This is a genomic window from Bacillus sp. FF-1, from assembly GCF_028548245.1.
Taxonomy (GTDB): Bacteria; Bacillota; Bacilli; order Bacillales; family Bacillaceae_G; genus Bacillus_A; species Bacillus_A paranthracis.
In genome coordinates, this window is sequence record NZ_JAQQGG010000005.1 from 224994 (window position 1) to 249256 (window position 24263).

Annotated in this window: 25 protein-coding genes; 8 read left to right on the top strand and 17 right to left on the bottom strand. The window is 37.3% G+C overall.

What is annotated here, in order from left to right:
- Positions 1–260 precede the first annotated feature (260 nt).
- On the top strand, positions 261–1661 hold the full coding sequence (locus PQF83_RS18510) for a M28 family metallopeptidase (RefSeq protein WP_000749146.1): 1401 nt from the start codon (positions 261–263) through the stop codon (positions 1659–1661).
- A gap of 146 nt (positions 1662–1807) precedes the next feature.
- A complete protein-coding gene (locus PQF83_RS18515; RefSeq protein WP_000720474.1) occupies positions 1808–2182 on the top strand; it encodes a hypothetical protein in 375 nt (124 codons plus the stop codon).
- Positions 2183–2207: 25 nt separating this feature from the next.
- On the opposite strand, the gene PQF83_RS18520 is transcribed toward PQF83_RS18515, so the two are convergent.
- From PQF83_RS18520 to PQF83_RS18530, 3 genes are all read right to left on the bottom strand, one after another.
- The gene (locus tag PQF83_RS18520) at positions 2208–2723 is read right to left on the bottom strand and encodes an anti-sigma factor (protein WP_085964720.1); all 516 of its coding nucleotides are present in this window, start codon (positions 2721–2723) and stop codon (positions 2208–2210) included.
- A gap of 232 nt (positions 2724–2955) precedes the next feature.
- Positions 2956–4626 (bottom strand): arginine--tRNA ligase, encoded by a 1671-nt coding sequence (argS, locus tag PQF83_RS18525; RefSeq protein ID WP_001086449.1) that lies wholly within the window; start codon positions 4624–4626, stop codon positions 2956–2958.
- A complete protein-coding gene (locus tag PQF83_RS18530) occupies positions 4626–5063 on the bottom strand; it encodes a DUF1934 domain-containing protein (RefSeq protein ID WP_000414867.1) in 438 nt (145 codons plus the stop codon). The genes argS and PQF83_RS18530 overlap by 1 nt, the downstream gene beginning before the upstream one ends.
- 202 nt (positions 5064–5265) lie before the next feature.
- On the opposite strand from PQF83_RS18530, the gene PQF83_RS18535 reads away from it, so the two are divergent.
- Positions 5266–6252 (top strand): S66 family peptidase, encoded by a 987-nt coding sequence (locus PQF83_RS18535; RefSeq protein ID WP_000938067.1) that lies wholly within the window; start codon positions 5266–5268, stop codon positions 6250–6252.
- A gap of 25 nt (positions 6253–6277) precedes the next feature.
- Here the strand turns inward: PQF83_RS18535 and PQF83_RS18540 are convergent, their stop codons facing one another.
- Positions 6278–6640, bottom strand: a complete 363-nt coding sequence (locus tag PQF83_RS18540; protein WP_000779936.1) for a YxeA family protein — start codon at positions 6638–6640, stop codon at positions 6278–6280.
- 234 nt (positions 6641–6874) lie between these two features.
- Here PQF83_RS18540 and PQF83_RS18545 point away from each other — a divergent pair, with 234 nt between their 5' ends.
- On the top strand, positions 6875–7912 hold the full coding sequence (locus tag PQF83_RS18545; RefSeq protein ID WP_000996317.1) for a PTS sugar transporter subunit IIC: 1038 nt from the start codon (positions 6875–6877) through the stop codon (positions 7910–7912).
- 346 nt (positions 7913–8258) lie between these two features.
- On the opposite strand, the gene speB is transcribed toward PQF83_RS18545, so the two are convergent.
- The 4 genes from speB to PQF83_RS18565 all read right to left on the bottom strand — a co-directional run bounded on the left by speB (position 8259) and on the right by PQF83_RS18565 (position 11917).
- Entirely contained in the window at positions 8259–9131 is an 873-nt protein-coding gene (gene speB, locus PQF83_RS18550; protein ID WP_001209831.1) for an agmatinase, read from the bottom strand.
- Positions 9132–9348: 217 nt separating this feature from the next.
- The gene (gene speE / locus PQF83_RS18555) at positions 9349–10176 is read right to left on the bottom strand and encodes a polyamine aminopropyltransferase (protein WP_000424696.1); all 828 of its coding nucleotides are present in this window, start codon (positions 10174–10176) and stop codon (positions 9349–9351) included.
- A gap of 164 nt (positions 10177–10340) precedes the next feature.
- Positions 10341–11504, bottom strand: a complete 1164-nt coding sequence (locus tag PQF83_RS18560; protein ID WP_000444218.1) for an MFS transporter — start codon at positions 11502–11504, stop codon at positions 10341–10343.
- Positions 11505–11509: 5 nt separating this feature from the next.
- Positions 11510–11917 carry a MerR family transcriptional regulator gene (locus PQF83_RS18565; protein ID WP_000276568.1) on the bottom strand — a complete coding sequence of 136 codons (408 nt, stop codon included), beginning with the start codon at positions 11915–11917 and terminating at the stop codon, positions 11510–11512.
- Positions 11918–12069: 152 nt separating this feature from the next.
- Between PQF83_RS18565 and PQF83_RS18570 the strand changes: the two genes are divergently transcribed.
- Together PQF83_RS18570 and PQF83_RS18575 are read left to right on the top strand one after the other, a co-directional pair.
- Positions 12070–12795: a glycerophosphodiester phosphodiesterase gene (locus PQF83_RS18570; protein WP_000042763.1), complete on the top strand. Its 726-nt coding sequence runs from the start codon at positions 12070–12072 to the stop codon at positions 12793–12795.
- Between the two features lie 99 nt (positions 12796–12894).
- Positions 12895–14946, top strand: a complete 2052-nt coding sequence (locus tag PQF83_RS18575; RefSeq protein WP_000372994.1) for a transglycosylase domain-containing protein — start codon at positions 12895–12897, stop codon at positions 14944–14946.
- Positions 14947–14981: 35 nt separating this feature from the next.
- Here the strand turns inward: PQF83_RS18575 and PQF83_RS18580 are convergent, their stop codons facing one another.
- Positions 14982–15491 (bottom strand): YwhD family protein, encoded by a 510-nt coding sequence (locus PQF83_RS18580; protein ID WP_000136688.1) that lies wholly within the window; start codon positions 15489–15491, stop codon positions 14982–14984.
- Between the two features lie 25 nt (positions 15492–15516).
- Positions 15517–16191, bottom strand: a complete 675-nt coding sequence (locus PQF83_RS18585; protein WP_000372461.1) for a site-2 protease family protein — start codon at positions 16189–16191, stop codon at positions 15517–15519.
- A gap of 110 nt (positions 16192–16301) precedes the next feature.
- On the opposite strand from PQF83_RS18585, the gene PQF83_RS18590 reads away from it, so the two are divergent.
- Positions 16302–16487, top strand: coding sequence for a 2-hydroxymuconate tautomerase (locus PQF83_RS18590; protein WP_001147171.1), 186 nt, complete (start codon positions 16302–16304; stop codon positions 16485–16487).
- A 39-nt stretch (positions 16488–16526) separates the two neighbouring features.
- On the opposite strand, the gene PQF83_RS18595 is transcribed toward PQF83_RS18590, so the two are convergent.
- From PQF83_RS18595 to PQF83_RS18620, 6 genes are all read right to left on the bottom strand, one after another.
- Positions 16527–17831: an HD domain-containing protein gene (locus PQF83_RS18595; protein WP_000262739.1), complete on the bottom strand. Its 1305-nt coding sequence runs from the start codon at positions 17829–17831 to the stop codon at positions 16527–16529.
- Positions 17832–17977: 146 nt separating this feature from the next.
- The gene (locus PQF83_RS18600) at positions 17978–18922 is read right to left on the bottom strand and encodes an ABC transporter substrate-binding protein (protein ID WP_000787743.1); all 945 of its coding nucleotides are present in this window, start codon (positions 18920–18922) and stop codon (positions 17978–17980) included.
- 192 nt (positions 18923–19114) lie between these two features.
- A complete protein-coding gene (locus PQF83_RS18605) occupies positions 19115–19927 on the bottom strand; it encodes an ABC transporter ATP-binding protein (protein WP_000212060.1) in 813 nt (270 codons plus the stop codon).
- A 15-nt stretch (positions 19928–19942) separates the two neighbouring features.
- Complete coding sequence (locus tag PQF83_RS18610; RefSeq protein WP_001260776.1) at positions 19943–20959, bottom strand: FecCD family ABC transporter permease; 1017 nt, start codon at positions 20957–20959, stop codon at positions 19943–19945.
- A complete protein-coding gene (locus PQF83_RS18615) occupies positions 20956–22011 on the bottom strand; it encodes a FecCD family ABC transporter permease (RefSeq protein ID WP_000388276.1) in 1056 nt (351 codons plus the stop codon). The genes PQF83_RS18610 and PQF83_RS18615 overlap by 4 nt, the downstream gene beginning before the upstream one ends.
- 318 nt (positions 22012–22329) lie before the next feature.
- Positions 22330–22554: a DUF1450 domain-containing protein gene (locus PQF83_RS18620; RefSeq protein WP_000526077.1), complete on the bottom strand. Its 225-nt coding sequence runs from the start codon at positions 22552–22554 to the stop codon at positions 22330–22332.
- Positions 22555–22941: 387 nt separating this feature from the next.
- Between PQF83_RS18620 and PQF83_RS18625 the strand changes: the two genes are divergently transcribed.
- The gene (locus tag PQF83_RS18625) at positions 22942–23634 is read left to right on the top strand and encodes an RsfA family transcriptional regulator (RefSeq protein ID WP_000868375.1); all 693 of its coding nucleotides are present in this window, start codon (positions 22942–22944) and stop codon (positions 23632–23634) included.
- A 28-nt stretch (positions 23635–23662) separates the two neighbouring features.
- Here PQF83_RS18625 and PQF83_RS18630 read toward each other — a convergent pair whose 3' ends face one another.
- On the bottom strand, positions 23663–24253 hold the full coding sequence (locus PQF83_RS18630; RefSeq protein WP_000800128.1) for a lipoprotein BA_5634 family protein: 591 nt from the start codon (positions 24251–24253) through the stop codon (positions 23663–23665).
- Positions 24254–24263: the final 10 nt, after the last annotated feature.

The window sequence follows — 24263 nt, forward strand, 5'->3', positions numbered from 1 at the left end:
TACAGTGGATTCTTTTCTCTACATAATCTAAAGTTTGGGTACACTAGATTCATGCAATGTAGGAGCTTTCCAAATAGAAAGCGAACCTTCGTTTAAAATGATAGCATACATATCTCCGTCAAAAATATGCAAATGTGCATACAGCGTTTTTTATTTCTCAATGTCAGAATATTGAAAAATAATAAAGGTAAGGGTAAAATGAAGTCGTTATCCGTCTTCTTTTGTCAGTCAGAGAGAATAGAAGAATAGGAGAGGAAAAAATGAAAAAATCTTTGAAACAAAAAATAGTAAGCTCTTTGCTTGCTGTATCACTCGCTGTTAGCTTAGCTCCGATTGGACAAGCCAAAGCTGATTCCACTTCAGAAATCACACAGACTTCATCTATTACAAAACAAGTTGATGCAAGCCGCGCTATCGAACACATCCGTTTCTTATCCGAAACAATTGGCCCTCGACCTGGCGGGACAAAATCAGAGGAATGGGCTTCTCGCTACGTCGGTATGCAGCTTAAATCAATGGGCTACGAAGTAGAATATCAACCATTCCAAGTGCCGGATCAATACGTTGGATTTATTGAATCACCATTATCCACAAAGCGTAATTGGCAAGCTGGTGCTGCCCCTAACGCACTAATTTCTACAGAATCTGTTACGGCTCCTCTTATCTTTGTTCAAGGTGGGACAAAATTAGAGGATATCCCAAATGAAGTAAATGGAAAAATTGTTCTATTCGAAAGAGGAACAACAGTAGCTGACTATAATAAACAAGTTGAAAATGCCGTTAGCAAAGGAGCAAAAGGTGTTCTTTTATACAGTTTAATTGGTGGACGTGGAAACTACGGACAAACTTTCAATCCCCGCCTAACGAAAAAGCAATCTATCCCTGTCTTCGGTCTTGCTTATGCACAAGGAAATGCATTTAAAGAAGAAATCGCTAAAAAAGGAACAACAATTCTTTCCCTAAAAGCGAGACATGAATCTAATTTAACATCATTAAACGTCATCGCTAAAAAGAAACCAAAAAACAGTACAGGTACTGAAAAAGCTGTCGTCGTAAGTTCACACTACGATAGTGTCGTTGGAGCACCTGGAGCAAATGATAATGCTTCTGGTACAGGGTTAGTATTAGAATTAGCTCGTGCTTTTCAAAATGTAGAAACTGATAAAGAAATTCGTTTTATTGCTTTCGGTTCTGAAGAGACTGGCTTACTTGGCTCCGATTATTACGTTAATAGTTTATCCCAAAAAGAACGCGATCGAATTTTAGGTGTCTTTAACGCAGACATGGTCGCAACAAATTACGATAAAGCAAAGAATTTATATGCTATGACGCCTAACGGTTCTCCAAACCTTGTAACAGATGCAGCCTTGCAAGCAGGTAAACAGTTAAATAATGACCTTGTACTGCAAGGAAAATTCGGCTCTAGTGATCACGTACCATTTGCTGAAGTTGGGATTCCTGCCGCTCTATTTATTTGGATGGGTGTCGATAGTTGGAATCCATTAATCTATCATATCGAAAAGGTATATCACACACCTCAAGATAACGTATTTGAGAACATTTCACCTGAACGTATGAAAATGGCATTAGAGGTTATTGGAACAGGAGTTTATAATACACTTCAAAAACCTGTCACTCAAACTGAACAAAAAGCTGCTTAGTCATTTAAAAGACCACCGATTTTTATCAGTGGTCTTTTATTGAGAAAAAATATATATGCATAAAAGCATATTTTCTCCTACTCATTATCGTATACAATATTAACTGTAACAAAAATGATTACAACAATTAAGGAGGCTTTTCTACTATGAAAAAAATAATTTTAGCCGGTGCATTAACTTTAGCAGGAATTACTGGTGCTACCGCGTTTATTCCTGAAACAAAGGCCGCTGCCGCTACTCAAGAACAAAGCTTTACAAAATTTTATTCTTTGCAAACTGGAAGTAGTTCTGAACAAGAACCTGTTTTCCTTCAAAAGGGACAAGAGTTAACAATTCAACCTAACAGCAAAACCCCTAGTTACAGTGTTTATGACTCAAATCATAACCTTATTGGACGTTATTCTGATGGCTACGGCCGAATTTTCACTGCAAAAACAGATGGGAATATGTACGTTCAATTTCATGCACCTTATGTTTACTATAGTCCTGTTAGCTTTTCGGTTACGTATACAATCCGATAAAATAAAGGGCCCTTCCCAAGGGCCTTTATTTTGTTTCCCAATTCACTTTTACAAAACCATCTTTCACCATTAAACCACTTATACTAAATACATACTTTTCATTCGCTTTCAATGTAGCTTTAAAAGTACCTTTTTTTGATTCACAGATTTCTTTTAACTCCCTTATACCTTCTCCTTTCCTTTCATACAAGCTAAAGCATAAATTCCCACGTTTTGCATCCGTCTCATAAGAAAATGTTACTTCTGTGTCTTTGGCATACTCAAGTTCAATACCTTTCCCAGCAATATCCCATGATGAGAATTTTGCCTCATAGCTTGTCTCTCCTTGTTGCTCACTCTCTAAATATATATCACCAGCTCTCCACATATCATCTAACGTTTGAAGAAAAGCAAAGCCGCTCAGTAATACAAACATCGCACTTGCAAATATGACAACTAATGTTATCTTTTGTTTTTTCACAGCATTCATCGTATGCTCTCCTTCTATTTCCTTGTTACTTCTTCGTATCATATATAACAAAACTACAATAAAAAAAGGCAATCACAACATCGTGTGATTGCCTTTTACTAAAAGCGAAAATCGACTAGAATACTCGGTGGCTTCGCGCCTTCCCCCTCCTATTCTGAACGAGCCGCTTCCGCTTTTCTTTATGTCTAGCTCTGCCTCCTAGCCCCTTCCGTCTAAGAACCTTCCCCACAAGAAGATAAAATGCATCTTCTGTGGGAAAGAACCTTAGCCTTCGGGACTAAACAGTCGGCTCCGCTTTTCTTAATTACATTTTTTCTGGCGCAGATACTCCTACGATTGCTAATGCGTTTTGAAGTGTAGTGCGTACTGCTTTCATTAACTCGTAGCGAGCTTTACTTAATTCTAAGTTATCTTGGTTTAATACTTTTTCTGCATTGTAGAAGCTGTGTAATGTTGCTGCTAATTCAAATGCATAGTTTGTAATACGGTGTGGTAAACGTTTTTGTGCTGCATCCGCAACTACTGCCGGGAATTCACCAAGTTTTTTCAGTAACTCTACTTCTTTCTCAGAAGTAACAAGTTTGTAGTTCACGTCTCCGCCTGTAGCTAATCCTAATTCTTCACCTTGACGAAGGATACTGCATACGCGAGCGTGAGCGTATTGTGCATAGTATACTGGGTTTTCGTTAGATTTTGATACAGCTAAGTCCATATCGAAGTCTAAATGAGAATCACCGCTACGCATTGCGAAGAAGTAACGCATTGCGTCCACACCTACTTCTTCCATAAGCTCACGAAGTGTAACTGCTTTACCTGTACGCTTACTCATTTTCATTTTTTCACCATTTTGATACAGTTGTACCATTTGGATGATTTCTACTTCAAGTGTTTCTTTATCGTAACCTAGCGCTTGAATAGCAGCTTTCATACGTGGAATGTAACCGTGGTGGTCAGCACCCCAAATGTTGATTAACTTATCGAAACCACGCTCTAATTTATCACGGTGATACGCGATATCTGGCGTTAAGTACGTGTAAGAACCGTCGTTTTTAATTAATACACGGTTTTTATCATCACCGTAAGTCATTGAGCGGAACCAAGTTGCACCGTCTTCTTCAAAAATCTCGTCACGCTCTTTTAATACAGCAAGAGCTTGATCGATTTTTCCGTTTTTGTATAATGATGTTTCTGAGAACCATACATCAAATTTAACACGGAAACTTTCTAAGTCTTTTTGAAGTTTTGCTAACTCATATTTTAAACCGTACTCACGGTAGAATTCATAGCTTTCTTTTTCATCAGCTTTCGCATAACGATCGCCAAACTCTTCTGCTAAACGTTTACCAATTGCAATGATGTCCGCACCATGGTATCCGTCTTCTGGCATTTCTTTCTCTAAGCCTAAAGCTTGCATGTAACGAGCTTCAACAGAAAGAGCTAAGTTATGGATTTGGTTACCAGCATCATTAATGTAGTACTCACGAGATACATCATATCCTGCTTTTGCTAATAAGTTACATAAAGTGTCACCTACTGCTGCACCACGTGCATGCCCTAAGTGAAGGTCACCTGTTGGGTTCGCAGATACGAACTCAACTTGTACTTTTTCACCTTTACCAGTATTCGTTTCACCGTAAGCTTCACCAGCATTAACGATCGTTGGGATTAAGTCTGTTAAGTAGCTATTATCCATGTAGAAGTTAATGAAACCAGGACCTGCGATTTCAATCTTTTCAATAGAAGCTTTTGCTTTATCGAAGTTTGCAACTAATTCTTCTGCAATCATACGAGGTGCTTTTTTCGCAACACGTGCAAGTTGCATTGCCATATTTGTAGAGAAGTCACCATTTGTTTTATCTTTTGGAGATTCTAATACTACGTTTGGAATCTGTTCTTCTGTCGCTAATTCTGCCTTTAATACAGCAGCTTGAATTTCTTCTTTAATTAATCCTTTTACTTGTTCTAAAGAATTCATTATTTTGCCTCCTTCAAATTAATCGTAATTGTATATCTGCCAGCTTCTTGTTCACTTAGAAGCAATGCGTACGTTAAGAAGAGTTGTCCTTTTTTCTTTTCATCCGACCATTTAAAAAGAACGTTATCAGTCTTTGTTTGCAATGCAAACGTACCAAGTTCACTCGTGTACGTACCAGTTGTCCATTCACCTTTCACATGCGTTTGACGCATCGAAACAGCACCTGAACGCATAATGAGAACTTGTTCATCTTGAATTTTAATAATTGTTTTCACTTCGCCTTGTTCGTTCGGCTCTTGGAATGTTACATATGTACCTTGACCTTTTACATAGTATTGACCATTTGCTTCAAAAGCAACGGTTTCCTTCCTCGCCCCTTCACGGATTTCTGTTACGAAATGAACGTGTACCGGCAAGCCTGCAAGTTGTTTCTCCACGTCTTGCACACCTTTCAAATGTTATAGATATTAAATACTACTTATAATAAATCACTTTTCCTATCATATCAAAAAAAACCTCTGTCTGTCTGCTGAAAAATCAGGAAAACTCCATTTCAAAACATAATTCACTTTCACTTTATTTCATATGATAAAATATTTCTTAAATCTAAATATTCTTTCTTTTGAAGAGGTGAATGAAGTGCTACCAACAAAATTGAAAAAAGGTGATGAAATTAGAGTGATTTCACCATCTTGTAGTTTAAGTATTGTCTCAACTGAAAACAGGAAGCTTGCTGTAAAAAGGTTAACCGAAATGGGCTTTCACGTTACATTTTCAACATATGCTGATGAGATAGACAGATTTGCTTCCTCTTCTATTTCTTCACGCGTTCAAGACCTTCACGAAGCATTTAGAGACCCGAATGTAAAAGCCATTTTGACGACACTTGGCGGATACAATTCTAATGGCTTATTAAAACATCTCGATTACGATTTAATTCGAGAAAACCCGAAATTTTTCTGTGGCTATTCGGATATCACTGCACTAAATAATGCAATTTACACTAAAACAGGACTTGTTACATATTCAGGCCCCCATTTCTCTTCATTTGGAATGGAGAAAGGGCTCGAGTATACAACAGATTACTTTTTAAAATGCGTAACTTCTAATGAGCCGATTGAAGTCCTACCATCTGAAACATGGAGTGATGATTCTTGGTACATTGATCAGGAAAATCGAGAGTTTATTAAGAATGAAGGATACGTTTCGATTCACGAAGGAGAAGCTACGGGAGATATTATCGGTGGTAATATGAGCACATTGAACTTACTGCAAGGTACACCATATATGCCAGACTTAAAGGATAAAATTTTATTTCTTGAAGAGGATAGTTTAACTGGAAGAGCTACTCTTAAAACTTTTGATCGATATTTACATTCTCTTATGCAGCAGCAAGATTTTGAACATGTAAAAGGCATCGTTATAGGAAAGATGCAAAAAGGCGCAGAATGCACGATAGAAGACATTCAAGAAATGATTGCTTCAAAGCCTGAACTTGCACATATCCCTATCATTGCAAATGCAAGTTTCGGTCATACAACCCCGATTTTCACTTTCCCAATTGGCGGACGTGCAACAATCATTTCTAGCAAAGAAAAGACATCTATCACTATTTTAACGCACTAAAAAAGGAGCGAATGAGTCGCTCCTTTTATCGTTTTTCTATTTTTTCCAACGCTTTTTGTGGAATTGATTCTTTCGGGATTTCAGCCCACCCTTTTCCTTGCATACCTTTTGCATAAATTTTTATAAATGCCCCCGTATGCAATTCACGGTTCATCATTCTTTTAATAACCTGTAACTTTCCGTCTTCTGTATACCCTTTAAAAGTATACAAGTATTCTCCGTCTTTTTTCTCACCTTTATCTATAACCGCATAATAATCTTGTATTTCTTTATTTGAAAAGAAGTTGTCTACAAAAGCATGTACACCTTCTGTTTTTGTGTTCAAATAATACGCTGTTCCACCTAGAATGATGGCGAATACAACCAAAACTTTAATTACCAATTTCATACATGCGCCTCCTGTTTGCACTTCTTTTTCCCTAGTCATATATCTATACTTGTATTATACGAAAAATGGCATACTATACTCTATCTAAAAGTCTTACACTTTCCTTACATTATTGTAAGGCATTTTCACCTTATAGCAATTTCCCAAGAAAAAATTTTTCCGTTTCATACACTTTTATATTATTATTGAATGATACAAATTTTTATTACAAAAATCAAAGGAGACAGTTTTCAAATGGCTATCTTGCAAGGTTTAGCACTATTACTTGTTGTACTTTGTCTATTTACACTTTTTAGTTACCGTGCTCCTTACGGCATGAAAGCAATGGGTGCTTTAGCTAATGCAGCAATCGCAAGTTTTCTTATTGAAGCATTTCATCGTTATATAGGTGGAGAAATGTTTCATAATGACTTTTTACAATCAGTAGGAGAAGCTTCCGGTAGTATGAGCGGTGTCGCAGCAGCGATTTTAGTCGCATTAGCAATCGGTGTTTCCCCCGTATATGCTGTTTTAATCGGTATCGCTACTAGTGGATTTGGTATTTTACCAGGATTTTTCGCTGGATACGTTTGTGCCTTCGTCGTAAAATTTCTCGAAAAGAAATTACCGGCTGGTGTAGAGTTTTTAGCAATTTTATTTATCGCTGCACCAATCTCACGCGGAATGGCAATGCTTATGGATCCGCTCGTTAACGCAACACTTGGTAAAATTGGTTCTATGATTTCAGTTGCAACTACAGAAAGCCCTATTATCATGGGTATTATGCTTGGTGGATTAATAACAGTTATTTCTACCTCTCCACTGAGTTCTATGGCACTCACTGCAATGCTTGGATTAACAGGTTTACCAATGGCAATTGGTAGTCTTGCCGTAGCAGCCTCAGCCCCAATGAACTTTATTTTCTTTAAACGACTAAAGATTTGTTCAAAGAAAGACACAATTGCTGTAGCAATCGAGCCTTTAACACAAGCCGATGTTGTTTCAGCAAATCCAATTCCAATTTATGCGACAAACTTCGTTGGCGGTGCACTTGCTGGTATTATTACATCTCTGTTCCAGCTCGTTAATAATGCACCAGGAACAGCATCACCAATCCCAGGACTTCTTGTTTTATTCGGATTTAATGACGTTGTAAAAGTAACAATTGCTGCTATATTATGTGGAATCGTTACCACGATTGTTGGATACATCGGATCAATTGTGTTCCGTAAATATCCAATTCGCTCTGCTGATGACATTCGCGGCATTACTTCGGAAGAGAAGGTTGCATAAGAAAAAGAGCTATTCCCGTTGTTTGGGAATAGCTCTTTTTTGTGTGTTGCGTGATAGTAAATACAATTATATCAGCGGTTTTTCAATTATATCGGCGCAACTCGAATTATATCGGCGATTTTTTAAATATATCAGCGTAACTCGAATTATATCAGCGGTTTTTTAAATATATCGACTTACCGACACATAACGACAAAATAAGAGCCCCCTAATCATAGGAGACTCTTATTTTATCTAGCTGCAGCGGCTAGAATAATCGGTGGCTTCGCTTCTTCCTTCGAGGCAAAAAACGCCTCTATGTCTGAAGCTCCATCCCCCTCACATTCTGGGCGAGCCGATTCTGCTTTTACTTTACCCAACCGAGCAGCATTTCCCGCACGAATTTGCTTGCTGCGACTGGTGTTTGATCACTATGGTCGTAGACAGGAGCTACTTCTACTAAGTCTGCTCCAACTACATTTATATTTGAATTTGCAATTGCTACGATGGAATCTAATAATTCTTTAGATGTGATACCACCAGCTTCTAACGTTCCTGTTCCTGGAGCGTGAGCTGGGTCTAATACATCAATGTCGATTGTGACATAGACTGGGCGTCCTGCAAGTTTCGGTAATACTTCTTTTAACGGTTCTAATACGTCAAATTTATATAAGTTCATACCTACTTCTTTCGCCCATTCAAATTCTTCCTTCATTCCAGAACGAATTCCGAAAGAATATACGTTTTCCGGACCAATTAAATCACACACTTTACGAATTGGTGTAGAGTGGGATAAAGGCTCCCCTTCATATGATTCACGTAAATCAGTATGAGCATCCATATGGATGATTGCTAAATCCGGATATTTTTTTGCCATTGCCTTAAAAATTGGCCAAGACACTAAGTGCTCACCGCCGAGACCTAGTGGAAACTTATCGGCATCTAAAAGTTTTGATACATATTCTTCAATCATGTCTAAGCTGCGCTGTGCGTTTCCGAATGGTAATGGGATATCACCCGCATCAAAATATTTTACCTCTTCTAGTTCACGATCTAAATACGGACTATATTCTTCAAGACCGATTGATACTTCACGAATACGTGCAGGGCCAAAACGAGATCCCGGACGGTAACTTACTGTCCAATCCATAGGCATCCCATAAATAACTACCTTCGACTCTTCAAAACTTGGATGACTTTTAATAAATACTTTACCTGAATAAGCTTCATCAAAACGCATATTCTTTTCCTCCTTATGTGGAACTTAAGGTATCCCAACCTTTCATTATTTCTCAAATTTGGAGCGAGTTGCTCCTCTTTCTCGATTTACCGGGTCTTCTATTTCATACAAAGAAGACAATTTTCTTTACAGAAGTGTAAATAGCTAGCATGTTCAAGTCTTCTGGACAAACACCTTAAATGAGCTATTTACACTTTATTTGTTCCGTGCGATTCTCTTACTTAATTAAATCGCCAACAAATTTCGGTAATGCGAATGCTGCATTGTGTAATTCTTTTGTGTAGTATTTCGTTTCGATTTCGTGGAAACGCTCTTCACTTACTTCTAATGGATCATGTTTTTTAGATCCGATTGTGAACGTCCAAAGACCGCTTGGGTAAGTTGGAATGTTCGCTGTGTATAAACGAGTAATTGGGAAAATCTCTTTTACATCTTTAAACACAGTTGTAATTAGTTCTGGCGTAAACCAAGGGTTGTCCGTTTGTGCAACGAAAATACCATCTTCTTTTAACGCTTTTGAAATTCCAGCGTAGAAGCCTTTTGTAAATAGGTTTACTGCTGGTCCTACTGGCTCAGTAGAATCTACCATAATTACGTCATATTCATTTTCGCTTTCTGCGATATGTAGGAAACCGTCTCCTACTTTTACTTCTACACGCTCATTATCTAATGCACCTGCAATTGATGGTAAGTACTGTTTAGAGTACTCAATTACTTTTCCATCGATTTCAACAAGAGTTGCTTTCTTTACGCTTGGGTGTTTTAACACTTCACGAATAACACCGCCATCGCCGCCACCTACAACTAATACGTTTTCAGGGTTTGGATGTGTAAATAAAGGTACGTGCGCTACCATTTCATGATAAACGAACTCATCTTTTTCTGTTGTCATAACCATGCCATCTAAAATAAGCATGTTTCCGAACTCTTCCGTTTCGACCATATCAAGTTTTTGGAATTCTGTTTGCTCCGTATGTAATGTGCGGTTAATACGCGCCGTAATCCCAAAATGTTTTGTTTGTTTTTCAGTGAACCATAGTTCCATCGTACAATCACGCCTTTCAATGCAAATTTATAATAGGGACATCATTAATGTCCCCTAACAAAAATAAAACAAAACATCCAAAATGTATAGTTAAAAGTACAAAAATACCGAAAATATATTTTAGTCAGAGGGTTCTAACATATACATATAAAGAAAACCCTTTCTTAAGAAAGGGCTTTTCTCTCTACTTCTACCTGTTTTCGAATCGGAATTAAAATCATTACACAACCAACTAATACAACAATCCCACCTACTAAAAATGGACTTTGCGGTGAAACAGCGTGGCCGATAATCCCTGATAAAATGGGAGCAATTGCGCCACCTAACCAACGAACGAAGTTATAAACACCAGATGTAACAGATCTTTCATAAGGTGAAATATCCATTACATAACTTGTAAATAATGCATTATTTAATCCTGATGCTAATCCTGATAGAACAATTAATACAATTTGTAACCACATAATTTTCACGAAGAATAGTGCAATTAAGAATAGCGCAAATACGAGTAAACTGCCTTTCAACAATGTTTTCGGCTCATATTTCCCTTCTAGCTTATGTGCTAAAATTGCAGAACCGTAAGCTAACGCGAGTCCCCATCCACAAAATACAAAACCTAATTGAATAGCAGATAAATGCATAATAAGTGGTGAATATGCTAACACAACGAAAAATCCGTAGTAGTATAACATTCCTGAAATGGCGCCTTGCATAAACGGCTTATACTTCACCAGGTTAAGTAATTCTCCTACGCCTGCCGCTTTACGCTTCACTTTTCGCTCTGGTTCTTTCACAAAGAAGAAAACTAAAATAAATGCTAAGAAAATTAAAATACTCGTCGCAAAAAATGGGTAACGCCAAGAATGTCCACCTAATATCCCGCCTAATAATGGTCCACCTGCCATTCCTAAACCGATAGCTGCTTCATATAACCCTACTGCTTCATGAACTTCTTTACTTAATGCAATCAATAAAGTCATCGCCGTTGCGAAGAACATCGCATTCCCTAATCCCCATCCAGCGCGGAAAAGAGATAACTGAGCAATCGTTTGCGATATACCGCATATAAACGCAAATACAGTCACGATGGCAAGACCGATTGTCATCATTCGTTTATCACCAAATCTCGATGCAAATATTCCAGCTGGTAACATCATAATTGCCATCGTTAAAATATATGCTGTAAATAACATCTCTACTTGCCAATGCGATGCACCAATCTTTTCAGCAATAATTGGCAAAATTGGATCGACTACCCCTATACCTGAAAAGGCAAGGAAAGTAGCCAACACTGTAATCAATCTCCCTAGTTTTTGTTTGCTCTCCATTTTGATTACTCTCCTTTTGTATTCTCTAAAAATGTCACTGCACGATGTAAGCTGTCTTCAAGTTCTCCCTTTACACGCTGCATTTGCTCCATTTTCTCGTCTAGCGTTTGCACTTGTTTTTCAAGCATCTCTTTAATTTCTTGAATCACTTCACGATCACGGGGATTCTCACTATTTCTTCTTTGCTCCATTCTTTCTTTTAACGATAAAAAATGTTGCATTTCTTGAAGCGTAATCCCTAACACTTCTTTCGCTTCCACAATTCTTTTAATTCTAGCGATATCTTCGTCTGTATACAGGCGAATGTTCCCCTCACTACGTTCTGGGGGATGAATTAAACCAATTTCCTCATAATAACGAAGTGTACGTTTTGTTAAACCAACTTGCTTTGTAACTTCATCAATCTTATACATGTTTATTCCTCCCTTCACTCGATTATTACATTTTACGTTAACGTTAACTTTTGTGCAACTGTTAGACTTTTGTAAATGTTTGTCATATTAAATTGTATTTTTTCAAAAGCAGTTTCATAATGAAAGAAAAGAAATGATAAGGAGAATTTCACATGAGTAAACCACTTATTTTCGCTCATCGCGGCGTAAAAGGAACACATCCAGAAAATACGATGATTGCCTTCCAAGAAGCTGAACGCATCGGCGCCCATGGAATTGAGCTTGATGTCCACCTATCAAAAGATGGTGAACTTGTCGTAATTCACGATGAAACAGTCGATCGTACAACGAATGATGTAGGTCTTGTCTCTGAAAAAACGGTAAAAGAGTTACAAGCTTTAGATGCCGGCAGCCATAAAGATCCTTCTTTCCATGAAGCAAAAATCCCAACGTTACGCGAAGTATTCATTTGGTTATCTACAACAAAGTTACAGCTCAACATTGAGTTAAAGACAGATGTCATTCACTATCCAAACATTGAAGAAAAAGTTGTTGCTCTCGTTCGAGAATATCATCTTTCTAATCAAATTGTATTCTCTTCATTTAATCACGACTCTGTTTCATTATTAGCAGAAATAGCTCCTGAAATCCCAAGAGCAATTTTATATGACACACCTCTTGCTGATCCTATCGCTGAAGCGAAAACTAGAGAAGCAACTGGTTTACATCCAAACTTTCAACTACTAACAAAGGAATTTGTTCAACTAGCGCAAAAACAAGGGTACGTTTTCCGCCCTTATACAATTAACGAATACAAAGATTTGCAAACTATGATTGATTATGGCGTAGATGTCATTATTACCGATTGGCCAGCACGTGCATTTGAGCTCCTTTCTTAATTGAAGGAGCTCTTTATTTTCGAAATTTCATTGTTTAAAATAATCGAAAACCCTCAATACTAATACAATAATGTTTGTATGAATGAGGGGCTGAAAAAGATGGATCAAACTATGAATCCAAAACTTAAAAAATATAAACGTCTTTTCTTCACCGTAATGTTTTCTTCTGTTCTTTTTTTCGTTTTCTCCTTTTTTGTTATTATTATAGTTGCAAAAATTATGGGACCTCCTCCTGTTGCTGTCCCGCAAACAAGTGTCTTTTACGCTAATGATGACACTGTTATAGGACAAAGTAATCAGGTACAAAAACGCTACAATGTATCTCTCAATGAAATTTCTCCTTATGTAAAAGAGGCAACACTATCTATCGAAGATCAACGATTCTACAAACATCATGGCTTTGATATGAAGCGTATTGCTGGTGCCATTGTTGCTGATTTAAAAGCGATGGCAAAAGTCCAAGGTGCTAGTACGATTACACAACAGTATGCCCGTAACCTATACTTAGATCATGATAAAACGTGGAAACGTAAACTATTAGAAGCAATGTACACAATCCGTCTTGAAGTGAATTATAATAAAAATCATATTTTAGAAGGATATTTAAATACAATTTATTACGGGCATGGTGCTTATGGAATCGAAGCTGCGTCCCGTCTATATTTTGATAAAACAGCAAAAGAATTAACATTAGCGGAAGCTAGTATGCTCGCGGGTATACCAAAAGGACCTAGTGTCTACTCTCCCTTTTTAAAAAAAGATCGTGCGAAAGAACGACAATCTCTTATATTAGATGAAATGGTAGAACAAGGCTATATTACGAAGAAACAAGCAGCTTCAGCAAAGAAAGAATCACTAACTTTCGCTTCATTAGATACGAAAAAAGTCGCAGAGGTTGCGCCTTATTTCCAAGATGCTGTACAAGCTTCTCTTCTTCGCGATGTCGGATTAGATGAGCAAGCCTTACAAAAAGGCGGCTTGCGTATTTATACAACGCTAGACCCCAAATTACAATCAGTTGCAGAACAAGCTGTAAAAGACCACATACCTGACACGACAAACATACAAACTGCGCTCGTCTCTATGAATCCAAAAACAGGTGAAGTAGCTGCCCTTGTTGGTGGAACTGATTATAATACAAGTCAATTTAACAGGGCTACACAGGCCGCTCGCCAGCCTGGATCTACATTTAAGCCATTTCTATATTATGCGGCATTAGAACGAGGATTCACCCCTGCTACGCGCTTAAAAAGCGAATACACCGTGTTCACTTTAGGTGACGGTGTTTCAAAATATAAACCGAAAAACTATAAAGACTATTATGCAGACGATTTTGTAACAATGGCGCAAGCTCTTGCGGTCTCTGATAACGTATATGCCGTGAAGACTAATTTATTTTTAGGCGAAGACATTCTTACAAAGACAGCGAAGCAATTCGGCATTAAAAGTGCATTAAAAGATGTCCCTTCCCTCGCGCTCGGTACATCTCCTGTAAAACCAATTGAAATGGTTAACGCTTATAGCATGTTCGCAAACGGGGGAAAAGAAGTAAAACCTATTTTCATTCGCCGCATTATGGATCATGAAGGAAATATTTTATACGATGCTCATTTGGAGAGTAAACAAGTTCTTGATAAGAGCAAAGCATTTGTGATGGAAGAAATGATGACAGGCATGTTTAATAAAAAACTAAGCAGTTATGCTGCTGTAACTGGTCAATCAATGTTATCTAAACTATCAAGAACCTATGCCGGAAAATCTGGTTCTACCGAAACAGATAGTTGGATGATTGGGTTTACCCCGCAACTCGTAACTGGCGTATGGGTTGGATATGATCAACCTAAATCAATTTCAAACGTAGCAGAACAAGGCTATGCGAAAAGAATATGGACTGATACGATGGAGAAAGGCTTAGATGGACAGCCTAAAAAAGAGTTTAAACAACCAAGTGACGTCGTTGCAGTCGATATTAACCCTGAAAACGGGAAAATCGCTACAAAAAATTGTCCAATTTCAGTGAAAATGTATTTTGCAAAAGGTACAGAACCAACTGAATATTGTATGGATCACGTTGATGATAAAGAGGAATTTGAAAAGACAACTGAAGAAAAGAAAAAAACAAGTTGGTGGAAAAAATATCTTCCTTGGTAAAAAAAAATAGCTGACGGACATCCGTCAGCTATTTTTTATTCACTTAATAAAGCACGGCGCAATTCTTCGCTAGACTCGTTCCAAATCGCTTCATTATGTTCTTTTAAGAATGTACCAAGTACTTTTTTAGATGATTCGTCCATATGTTCAACCATAATGTGACGCTTCAATGATTTATCCATTTTGTTTACGTGCTCTGGAAGTGACTTATATCCGCGGCGAATTTCACGGTCAACTGTCATTTCACAAGCTGTTACACCTGCGTAATACGCACCTGTTGCTGTTCTTTCAATCGTTACCCATACAAGCCAGTATGGTTTTCCGTTTGGAACTTCATCTTTATTTGTTAAAAACTTAATACCTTTTTCTACTGTACTACGTGCATGCATCGCACCGATATCAACAAATGCTGTTTTCTCTAGTACATCGACAAATACAGGTGAAATGTTTTCTAGACTTAATGCCCCAACGCCAAAACCACCATGTCCATCTGTTGAATCATTTTTCACGATATTAAAACCGATTTTTTTCTTTTTCTCTGTCATATGTAAATTCCTCCTCACTTAATGATTATAAAAGGCCAAAGATAGGCGCAATAATACTGTTTAAAAATGCAAATACGTATGGAATGACAACATTAAAAATAGGTTGGATTGTGTAATTGCTAAGCGGTGTAATAACTAGAATTAATAAAGCAATTGCCCCGTATTTTTCATACTGTGTCATTTTCGCACGAATATTTGTTGGTGCTAAATCCTCCACTACGCGATATCCATCAAGTGGCGGGATTGGTAATAAGTTAAAGACAAGTAAAACGATATTCAACATAATAAAAATCTGGAAAAATTGAGCTAGCGTATCTGCTACTGCAAATGGAATTGAGTCTAATACACCAAATGTTAATAAGCTATACCAAATAATTAAACCGATTGCGCTTAAAATTAAGTTACTAATCGGTCCTGCAATTGAAACTAATATACCTGCAAGACGAGGTCTTTTAAAGTTATATGGGTTAACAGGAACTGGTCTCGCCCAACCAAAACCAAGAATTAATACAGCAATCATCCCGATAGGATCTAAATGTGCCATCGGTGATAAAGTTAAGCGCCCTTGTCTCTTTGCTGTATCGTCTCCAAATTTATATGCTACATATGCATGCGCAAATTCATGCACTGATAATGCGATAATAATGGCCATTGCTACCAAAGGAATTTGGTGCAACGGGTATCTAAATAACTGATCCATACTTCATCTCCTCTTCCATATGTCAAAAAAGAAATTATTTGTTTTTTGATTGTTCTTCCACATAATCCGCTATAATAAGAGTGTAACTTACATAAAAGGAGCGATTATATATGCCATACGTAACAGTGAAAATGCTAGAAGGACGCACAGAGGAACAAAAGAAAGCTCTTGCTGAGAAAGTAACAGCAGCAGTAAGCGAAACAACTGGTGCTCCTGAAGAAAACATCGTTGTTTTCATCGAAGAAATGTCTAAAAACCATTATGCAGTTGGCGGAAAACGCTTAAGCGACAAATAATTTCAAGTTCTTTCATAAGAAGCAGCTTTTAGCTGCTTCTTATTTTTTGCCTTCGAGTAACTCGATGATTCTCTCTTTATATTTTCCTTTTCTTCCATCTTCATAGATTAAATCATGCGGGTAGAATAGCTTTTGATCCCTTCTCTTCTTACCAGTAATCGCCTCAACAATATCCGATTCACGTGAAAGCTCTCTAAGTTCTCCATTTGGCATAAGAAGTAAGATTGGTAGACGTTCTTCTTCTTCACCAGCACGGTAAAAGTCGTACGGTAAGTCTGATGTTGAATCAACTACTAAATAGTATTCTGGATCGAGTCCAATCTTTTTAAATAAGCTACTTAATTCCATCCAATTATCTAAACCGTGCTTATCTGTAAACTCTACATATTTAAATAGGTTTCGATTCATAAAACGACGGCATAGATCACTTAAAATTGGATCCTCTTCGTCTTGCCATACTTGGAAGTAATAATACATAACGTTCTCGTCTAACTTTAAATAATCCTCTACTGTTACTTCTTCTTCAAATAAAGAATAGAAATGAACCGGATGATTCTTAAATGTATAGTACTTCTCGTGCAATGATTTTGCACGGTGTAAAATCTTCGTTAAAATAACTTCAGCACTGCGTGTTACTGGATGGAAATATACTTGCCAGTACATTTGATAACGACTCATAATATAATGTTCAACAGCATGCATACCACTATTTTTAATAACTACTTGATTTCCGTACGGACGCATAACGCGCAGTATACGTTCCATATCAAAGTTTCCATACTTTACGCCAGTGAAATACGCATCTCTTAATAAATAGTCCATGCGATCTGCATCAATTTGACTGGAAATCATGCTAATCGCTAATTTATTAGTAGATGTTTTCGCAATTACATCGGCTACCTTTTGTGGGAAATCTTTATCCACACGACTTAATACACGATTAATTTCTGTATCTCCAACGATAATCTTTTGCGTAAATTTCTCATGGTCTAATGAAAATACTTTTTCAAACGAATGAGAAAACGGACCGTGACCGACATCATGAAGCAATGCCGCACATAAGCATAACAATCTATCTTCAGCATTCCAATTCGGTCTGCCATCAAACACATCATCAATCATACGACGAATAATTTCATATACACCTAACGAATGAGTAAAGCGACTATGCTCTGCACCGTGAAATGTAAAAAATGTCGTTCCAAGCTGCTTAATACGGCGCAAGCGTTGAAATTCTTTCGTTCCGATTAAATCCCAAATAACACGATCGCGCACGTGCACATATTTATGTACCGGGTCTTTAAACACTTTTGTTTCGCTGAGTTTGTCGTTTAAATATACCACTTTCCGACATCCCCCTTTCTTTACTGCATTCTTACTATATATTATAAACGAAATAGGAAACAGAAAGAAATGAAAGACTATATTAATTGCCCTTATATAAAGAAAAAATCACTTTTACCGGGGTAAAAGTGATCTCTTTTTATATATTATTTCCCTAAAACGAACTCAGCAACTTCATCTAAGATCATTTCTTTACCTAGTGGGAAGTAACCTTTGTTTAATTCTTCGTTTTTAATTGTAAATACGTGGTTGTTTTTAACAGCGTTCATATTTTTCCAAATTGATTCTTCTTGGAATTCTTTTAGGCGCTGAGAACCGTCACCAGTCGTAAATACGAATAAGTAATCTGGGTTGTAATCGATTAAAGCTTCTTTTTGTACTTGTACTAACGGTTTATCAGTTGGTGTACCTTTAACTGCTGGTAATTTTAAATCATTAAAGATTACACTACCGTAACCGTAGTCACCGTATACACGGAAAGCATTTGGATATGCAGCCATTTTCATGAATTTAGCATCGCCAGTTTTCGCAACGATTTTGTCATGTAATTTGCTTGCTTTTTCGTCATACTGTTTGAACCATTCTTTTGTTTCTTTCTCTTTACCGAAGATTTGACCTACTTCTTCGAATTTTGGACGCCATTGGTCTAATGGAGTTTTTAACATAACTGTTGGTGCAATTTTAGATAATTGATCATAAATCTTTTCTTGACGATTATTTACAAGAATTAAGTCTGGTTTTGCAGCAGCTACTGCTTCGATGTTAATTTTATCTCCCCAAGCAGAACCAACTGGTTTTACGTCTTTTAATTTCTTTTCAATATGTGCATCAATTTTTTCTTGAGATGTATTAGCAGTAATAATTGGTTTCATACCAAAGATTAATAATTCTTCTGTTGAACCACTAAGGTCAGCAATTTTCTTGGGATTTGCAGGGATTTTAATTTCCCCTTTTGCATGTTGTACAGTGCGCTCTTCAGTCTTCGCATCCTTCGCATCTGCTTTCTTCTCTTCTTTGTTAGAACAAGCTGCAAATAGTACAGAAGTAACGACTAGTACCATTGCTAATAACGCCATTTTAAAATTCTTCATGTTCCCACTCCTTCTAGCTGTATTTCTCTTATAAGTTACAGTGAACTATAAGAAACAAGGTTAACAATTAATAAATATATATTGATTAATTGTTGCTTATGCCCCCGTTCTAACGGGTGTTCAACTTCCTATTTACTAATAAGAAGCTCAACGTCCATTAGAAGCCCCCCCTCTTTACGAGGGGGATTCTACTTATGCTTTTTTACGCAATTGATTACTAATCATCGCTAAATCATACGTTAAACAAATTGGCTTACAGTTTACTGGACATGGAACAATTTGAGCTTCAATCTCAAATACATTACGAAGTGTTTCACTCGTCATCACTTCATCTGGCGTTCCTTGTTTCATTAACTTACCAGCTTTTAATGCAATCATATGATCTGAGAAACGAGAAGCATGGTTTAAGTCATGGATAACCATAACAATCGTTCTACCTTCTTCTTCATTTAACTTTTTCAATAAGTTTAATACTTCTAATTGATGGGCCATATCTAAGTACGTTGTCGGTTCATCTAATACGAGTAATTCTGTCCCTTGTGCAAGAGCCATCGCAATCCATACGCGTTGACGTTGCCCACCTGATAATGCCTCTGCTGGACGATTTGCGAATTCTGTCATTCCCGTCACTTCAAGTGCCCAATGAATGTAGCGATAATCCTCTTCTTTCAACGTTCCAAATCCTTTTTGATGAGGAAAGCGTCCATATGAAACGAGTTCAAATACAGTAAGGCCAGTTGGTACTTCTGCAGTCTGTGGTAAAATTGCCATTTTCTTTGCGATTTCTTTCGTTGGTTGTTTCTCGATTGCTTTTCCGTCAAGATAAACAGTACCTTTTTTTGCTTTCAAAATACGAGAAGCCGTTTTTAATAATGTGGACTTTCCACAACCATTTGGTCCAATAATTGTTGTAATTTTCCCTTCCGGAATTTCAACTGTTAATCCATCAATAATTAACCCTTCATTATAGCCAACAGATACCGCATCAACTGCTAAAGTTGCCATACAAAAAGCCTCCCTTTACTTTGTCCTCATAAGTAAGTATATAAAATACGGTGCACCAATTACAGAAATAACAAGACCGACCGGTATTTCTGAAGTTGGTAACACACTTCTTGAAATTACGTCTGCGAATAAAAGTAAAAACGTTCCTATTAGTGCAGCTGTAGGCAGCATAATTTGATGTTTCCCACCAACAAGGCGCCTCGCTAAATGGGGAGCCATTAAACCGATAAAACCAATTCCTCCGGCAACAGCGACAGATGCACCCGCTAAACAAACTGCAATAAATAATAATTTACGTCTTTCCTTTTCTACGTTTACACCAAGACCAACTGCTGTAGAGTCGCCTAGGTTCATTACATTTAGTATGTGTGCTTTACTAATAGCTAGTGGCAAGAAAATAACCATCCATGGAAGGACACTTAGCACGAACTTCCAATCTGTGCCCCAAAGACTTCCTGCTAACCAAATCGTAGCAAAGCGGAAATCGTTAGATGTCATCTTCATAGAAAAAATTAAACTAACAGCACCAAACCCAGCTGCAACAGCGATACCAACAAGTATCAATCGAGTAGATGAAACGCCGTCTTTCCATGCTAGTAAATAAATAATAACAGCTGCTAATATCGCTCCAACTAGTGCGAAGAACGGAAGAATGAATACAGATAAAAATGTACCAGTTCCTACTTTCCCGAAGAAAAAGTAGACAAAGATAACAACTGTTAATCCCGCTCCAGCGTTAATACCGATAATACCTGGATCAGCAAGTGGATTTCGTGATAACCCTTGCAAGATCGCACCTGACATAGCTAAAGCAGATCCAACTAATATAGCAATGACCATACGCGGCATACGGAATTCAAATAAAATAACAGACTGATCTTCAGCCCCGAGTCCAACCAATGACTTTAATACGTCCATTGGCGGTATTTTAAATGTCCCTGTATTTAAACTCACTAAAAATACAGTAACGATTAATCCTACTAAAATTGTTAAAACCGAAACGTTCTTTTTTGTTAAGACACTTGTCCTCACATTTTTCCTCTCCCTTCGTTACGTGCTAAGTAGAGGAAGAATGGAACCCCAATTAGCGCTGTAATTGCTCCAATTGGCGTTTCAAACGGCGGATTAATAACGCGAGATAACATATCTGCACATTCAATTAACAGCCCGCCTAAGACCGCAGAACATGGAATAACCCATCTATAGTCTGAGCCTACAAGGAAACGAGTCATATGTGGGATGACAAGACCAACAAATCCAACCGATCCTGCCATAGAAACTGCCGAACCTGTTAACACAAGAACAAGTACTGTCCCGATAAATTTAATTAATGTCGTATTTTGACCAAGTCCAATCGCAATTTCTTCACCGAAGCTTAAAATTGTAATATACCTCGACATCATAATTGCAATGAAGAGACAAACTAGACCAATCGGTACTAACATATTAATACTTTCCCATTTCACTCCAGCAACTCCGCCTGCATTCCACATACTTACCTCTTGGGCAAGATTGAAATATAGCGCAATTCCAGATGAAATGGCCCCTAATAAAGCACTAATCGCGGCACCCGCTAAAGCTAATTTCACAGGCGTTAATCCACCTGGTGAAGAAGATCCAATTCCATATACAATGCTCGCTCCAAACGCAGCACCAATAAAAGATGCGATAACGAACATTAAATAAGGTGAATTAGGGAAGAATGCATACATAATTGCAATTCCAAATACAGCCCCATCTGTAATCCCCATTAACGATGGGGATGCAAGTGGATTTCGCGTCATACCTTGCATAATTGCTCCTGATACCGCTAAAAAGGCACCTGCTACTACGCCCCCTATTGCTCTAGGCATGCGAAGTTCTTGAATTACATTATGATGCGTAATAGAACCGTCAAACTGAAATACAGCTTGCCATACAGTCTTTAAACTAATATCTGCAGCACCAAACGAAATAGACAGTGCCATGCTTAAAGCTAACAAAATTGTACCTGCTACTAAAATAATAGAGGCAATGAGCGGCCTGCTCTTAATCTCTTTAACATTCACATCTTGCTGTTCTATACTCCTTGCGCTCGCTTCCATCCCTCAACCATCCTAACCAACAACATATGTTTAATTTAATGAAATGAAATTTATTCTCAAATAGCAATAAAAAAATTAAATGAATCGGCCCTTTTCTGATAATGATTCTCAGAATCAGACACCTTCTATTCTACCTATCGCTTCAAAAGACTGTCAACCATTATTTTGAAATACAAATTCATATAGGCCGAGACCTTAATAAATAGATAATGCCTATCTATCATGAACTATTATCATCACCAGTTAAGCTTTCTCAGAATAGATTCTTCCTCTTATGGGCATAAAAAAAGAAGAGTAATCTGTTCACTCTTCTTTTCCTTACTTATTTAACTTTGCTTCAATTTTTACAATTAATTCGTCTTCTGTTGGCGCTGCAACTGGACGATTATTTACAAATGCGAATGATTTTTTACGGCCAGGGCCACAGTAAGACTGACATCCAACTTCAATCGTTGCACATGAATCTACTTTTTTTAGCTTTGGAATCAGCGTTTTAACGTTCGTTGCCTGACAATCATCACACACACGAAATTCGTTTCCCATTATATAACACTTCCTCTATTTTAAACTTTTCTCAAGTACATTTAAAAATAAACACTAAATGGTATTTTACCGCTCTTTGAAGCTCGTTGCAAGTTTCCTTTCGACGCTCTTTCCTCATATAATGCTACATATTTATATATTTTCCTACAGCACCTTCCATCATTCTTGGCAAAATTTATCCCGCTTTAATGGGCAGTAAGATCCCCACCTTAAAATTCAGCGAAAGCAAAGAAGTTAGGTAGGGGATGAAGAACCTCCCCACTGATGAAAGTTTCACTTTATACCTCTCATCGAAATCTACCATATTTTTAAAAGCTTTGTATAAAAGCTCACTTTTTTGCCCATTATAAAAATAGGAAGTTCATAAAAAGAAAGGGAGTTGAATCTATGAAAGTAAGACAAGATGCTTGGACGGATGAGGATGATTTATTACTTGCTGAAACTGTACTTCGTCACGTTCGAGAAGGAAGCACTCAATTAAATGCATTTGAAGAAGTAGGAGACAGATTAAATCGTACATCGGCTGCCTGTGGTTTCCGTTGGAATGCTGTTGTTCGCTATAGCTATGAACAAGCTCTTCAACTAGCAAAAAAACATCGTAAAGATAAAATGCGTGCTGCAAGTGGTGAACAAGCGAAAAAACGTTTACTTTATACACCACCAGCTTCAGATTCGATAACTAATTATGAAGAGTTCGTACAAGAGGAATCAATTGTACAATATAAAGAAGCTACTCCATATCAAGAAACTACCGTTCCTACTGCAAAAGGCTCTATGACAATGCAAGATGTTATTTATTTTTTACAAACAGTCGGATCTTCAAATATAAAAGTGACAGCTCTTGAAAACGAGAATACGAGATTGAAACAAGAAATTAAATCACAAATCCTTCGAAATGAAGAACTAGAAAAGAAACTGGAAAAATTAGAAAAACAATCTCATACTGTACAAGAAGATTACGAAACACTTATGAACATTATGAACCGCGCTCGTAAGTTGGCAGTCATGGATGAAGAAGAACGTTCTCAAACATCTTTCCGAATGGATCGAAACGGTAATTTAGAAAAAATTGCAGAGTAAAAAGGATGCATTACATGCATCCTTTTTGTTATTTCACTTCAACCATATGTGCTTCTTCTACTTTAGAATCCCTCTTTATATCTGGAAAAATCTTTTCCTTTGGATTCTCTTTAAAGGATGCTAAACCAATTGTTTTTACCGGTTCACTTATTTTTGCATATTCTGCATCACTAACAACTGCATACATATCTGTATATTTACGCGCATCACCAATTACTACATTGCCTTCGTACTTCATTTTCTTTCCATCAATTACTACATCTTTTTGTTCCTCTTTAGCAAATACAATTCCAGCTTCATCAGAAATAGCCGGCAATGCTTTAATAGGTTCTACATCTTCTTTCACTACTTTTTTCAGCATGTTTTCCTTTACCATCTTCTCAGCCGTTGTTTTATTCATGATTAAAACCTTTTTCTCATTAACAGTAGCTAGTTTAGCTTCAAATTTATTTTGAGATTCAATTTTATCTTTATATTGATCCATTGTTTGTTGAACGCCTGTTTCATCTCCGTACATAACAACACCCGTTGCTTGTGGTGCAATCATATCCATAATAGAACAGCCACTAAATACAGCAGCTGACATAATCGCTACGATTCCTAATTTAACATTTTTCATTTGTATGCCT

What these genes read in the sequence shown, in the direction of transcription:
- speB (WP_001209831.1), bottom strand. Translation starts at nt 9,131, where the DNA reads ATGCGTTTTGATGAAGCTTATTCAGGTAAAGTATTTATTAAAAGTCAT.
- PQF83_RS18580 (WP_000136688.1), bottom strand. Translation starts at nt 15,491, where the DNA reads ATGACAGAGAAAAAGAAAAAAATCGGTTTTAATATCGTGAAAAATGAT.
- speE (WP_000424696.1), bottom strand. Translation starts at nt 10,176, where the DNA reads ATGGAACTATGGTTCACTGAAAAACAAACAAAACATTTTGGGATTACG.
- PQF83_RS18565 (WP_000276568.1), bottom strand. Translation starts at nt 11,917, where the DNA reads ATGTATAAGATTGATGAAGTTACAAAGCAAGTTGGTTTAACAAAACGT.
- PQF83_RS18575 (WP_000372994.1), top strand. Translation starts at nt 12,895, where the DNA reads ATGGATCAAACTATGAATCCAAAACTTAAAAAATATAAACGTCTTTTC.
- PQF83_RS18615 (WP_000388276.1), bottom strand. Translation starts at nt 22,011, where the DNA reads ATGGAAGCGAGCGCAAGGAGTATAGAACAGCAAGATGTGAATGTTAAA.
- PQF83_RS18625 (WP_000868375.1), top strand. Translation starts at nt 22,942, where the DNA reads ATGAAAGTAAGACAAGATGCTTGGACGGATGAGGATGATTTATTACTT.
- PQF83_RS18630 (WP_000800128.1), bottom strand. Translation starts at nt 24,253, where the DNA reads ATGAAAAATGTTAAATTAGGAATCGTAGCGATTATGTCAGCTGCTGTA.
- PQF83_RS18605 (WP_000212060.1), bottom strand. Translation starts at nt 19,927, where the DNA reads ATGGCAACTTTAGCAGTTGATGCGGTATCTGTTGGCTATAATGAAGGG.
- PQF83_RS18515 (WP_000720474.1), top strand. Translation starts at nt 1,808, where the DNA reads ATGAAAAAAATAATTTTAGCCGGTGCATTAACTTTAGCAGGAATTACT.
- PQF83_RS18540 (WP_000779936.1), bottom strand. Translation starts at nt 6,640, where the DNA reads ATGAAATTGGTAATTAAAGTTTTGGTTGTATTCGCCATCATTCTAGGT.
- PQF83_RS18600 (WP_000787743.1), bottom strand. Translation starts at nt 18,922, where the DNA reads ATGAAGAATTTTAAAATGGCGTTATTAGCAATGGTACTAGTCGTTACT.
- argS (WP_001086449.1), bottom strand. Translation starts at nt 4,626, where the DNA reads ATGAATTCTTTAGAACAAGTAAAAGGATTAATTAAAGAAGAAATTCAA.
- PQF83_RS18510 (WP_000749146.1), top strand. Translation starts at nt 261, where the DNA reads ATGAAAAAATCTTTGAAACAAAAAATAGTAAGCTCTTTGCTTGCTGTA.
- PQF83_RS18585 (WP_000372461.1), bottom strand. Translation starts at nt 16,191, where the DNA reads ATGGATCAGTTATTTAGATACCCGTTGCACCAAATTCCTTTGGTAGCA.
- PQF83_RS18620 (WP_000526077.1), bottom strand. Translation starts at nt 22,554, where the DNA reads ATGGGAAACGAATTTCGTGTGTGTGATGATTGTCAGGCAACGAACGTT.
- PQF83_RS18590 (WP_001147171.1), top strand. Translation starts at nt 16,302, where the DNA reads ATGCCATACGTAACAGTGAAAATGCTAGAAGGACGCACAGAGGAACAA.
- PQF83_RS18570 (WP_000042763.1), top strand. Translation starts at nt 12,070, where the DNA reads ATGAGTAAACCACTTATTTTCGCTCATCGCGGCGTAAAAGGAACACAT.
- PQF83_RS18560 (WP_000444218.1), bottom strand. Translation starts at nt 11,504, where the DNA reads ATGGAGAGCAAACAAAAACTAGGGAGATTGATTACAGTGTTGGCTACT.
- PQF83_RS18545 (WP_000996317.1), top strand. Translation starts at nt 6,875, where the DNA reads ATGGCTATCTTGCAAGGTTTAGCACTATTACTTGTTGTACTTTGTCTA.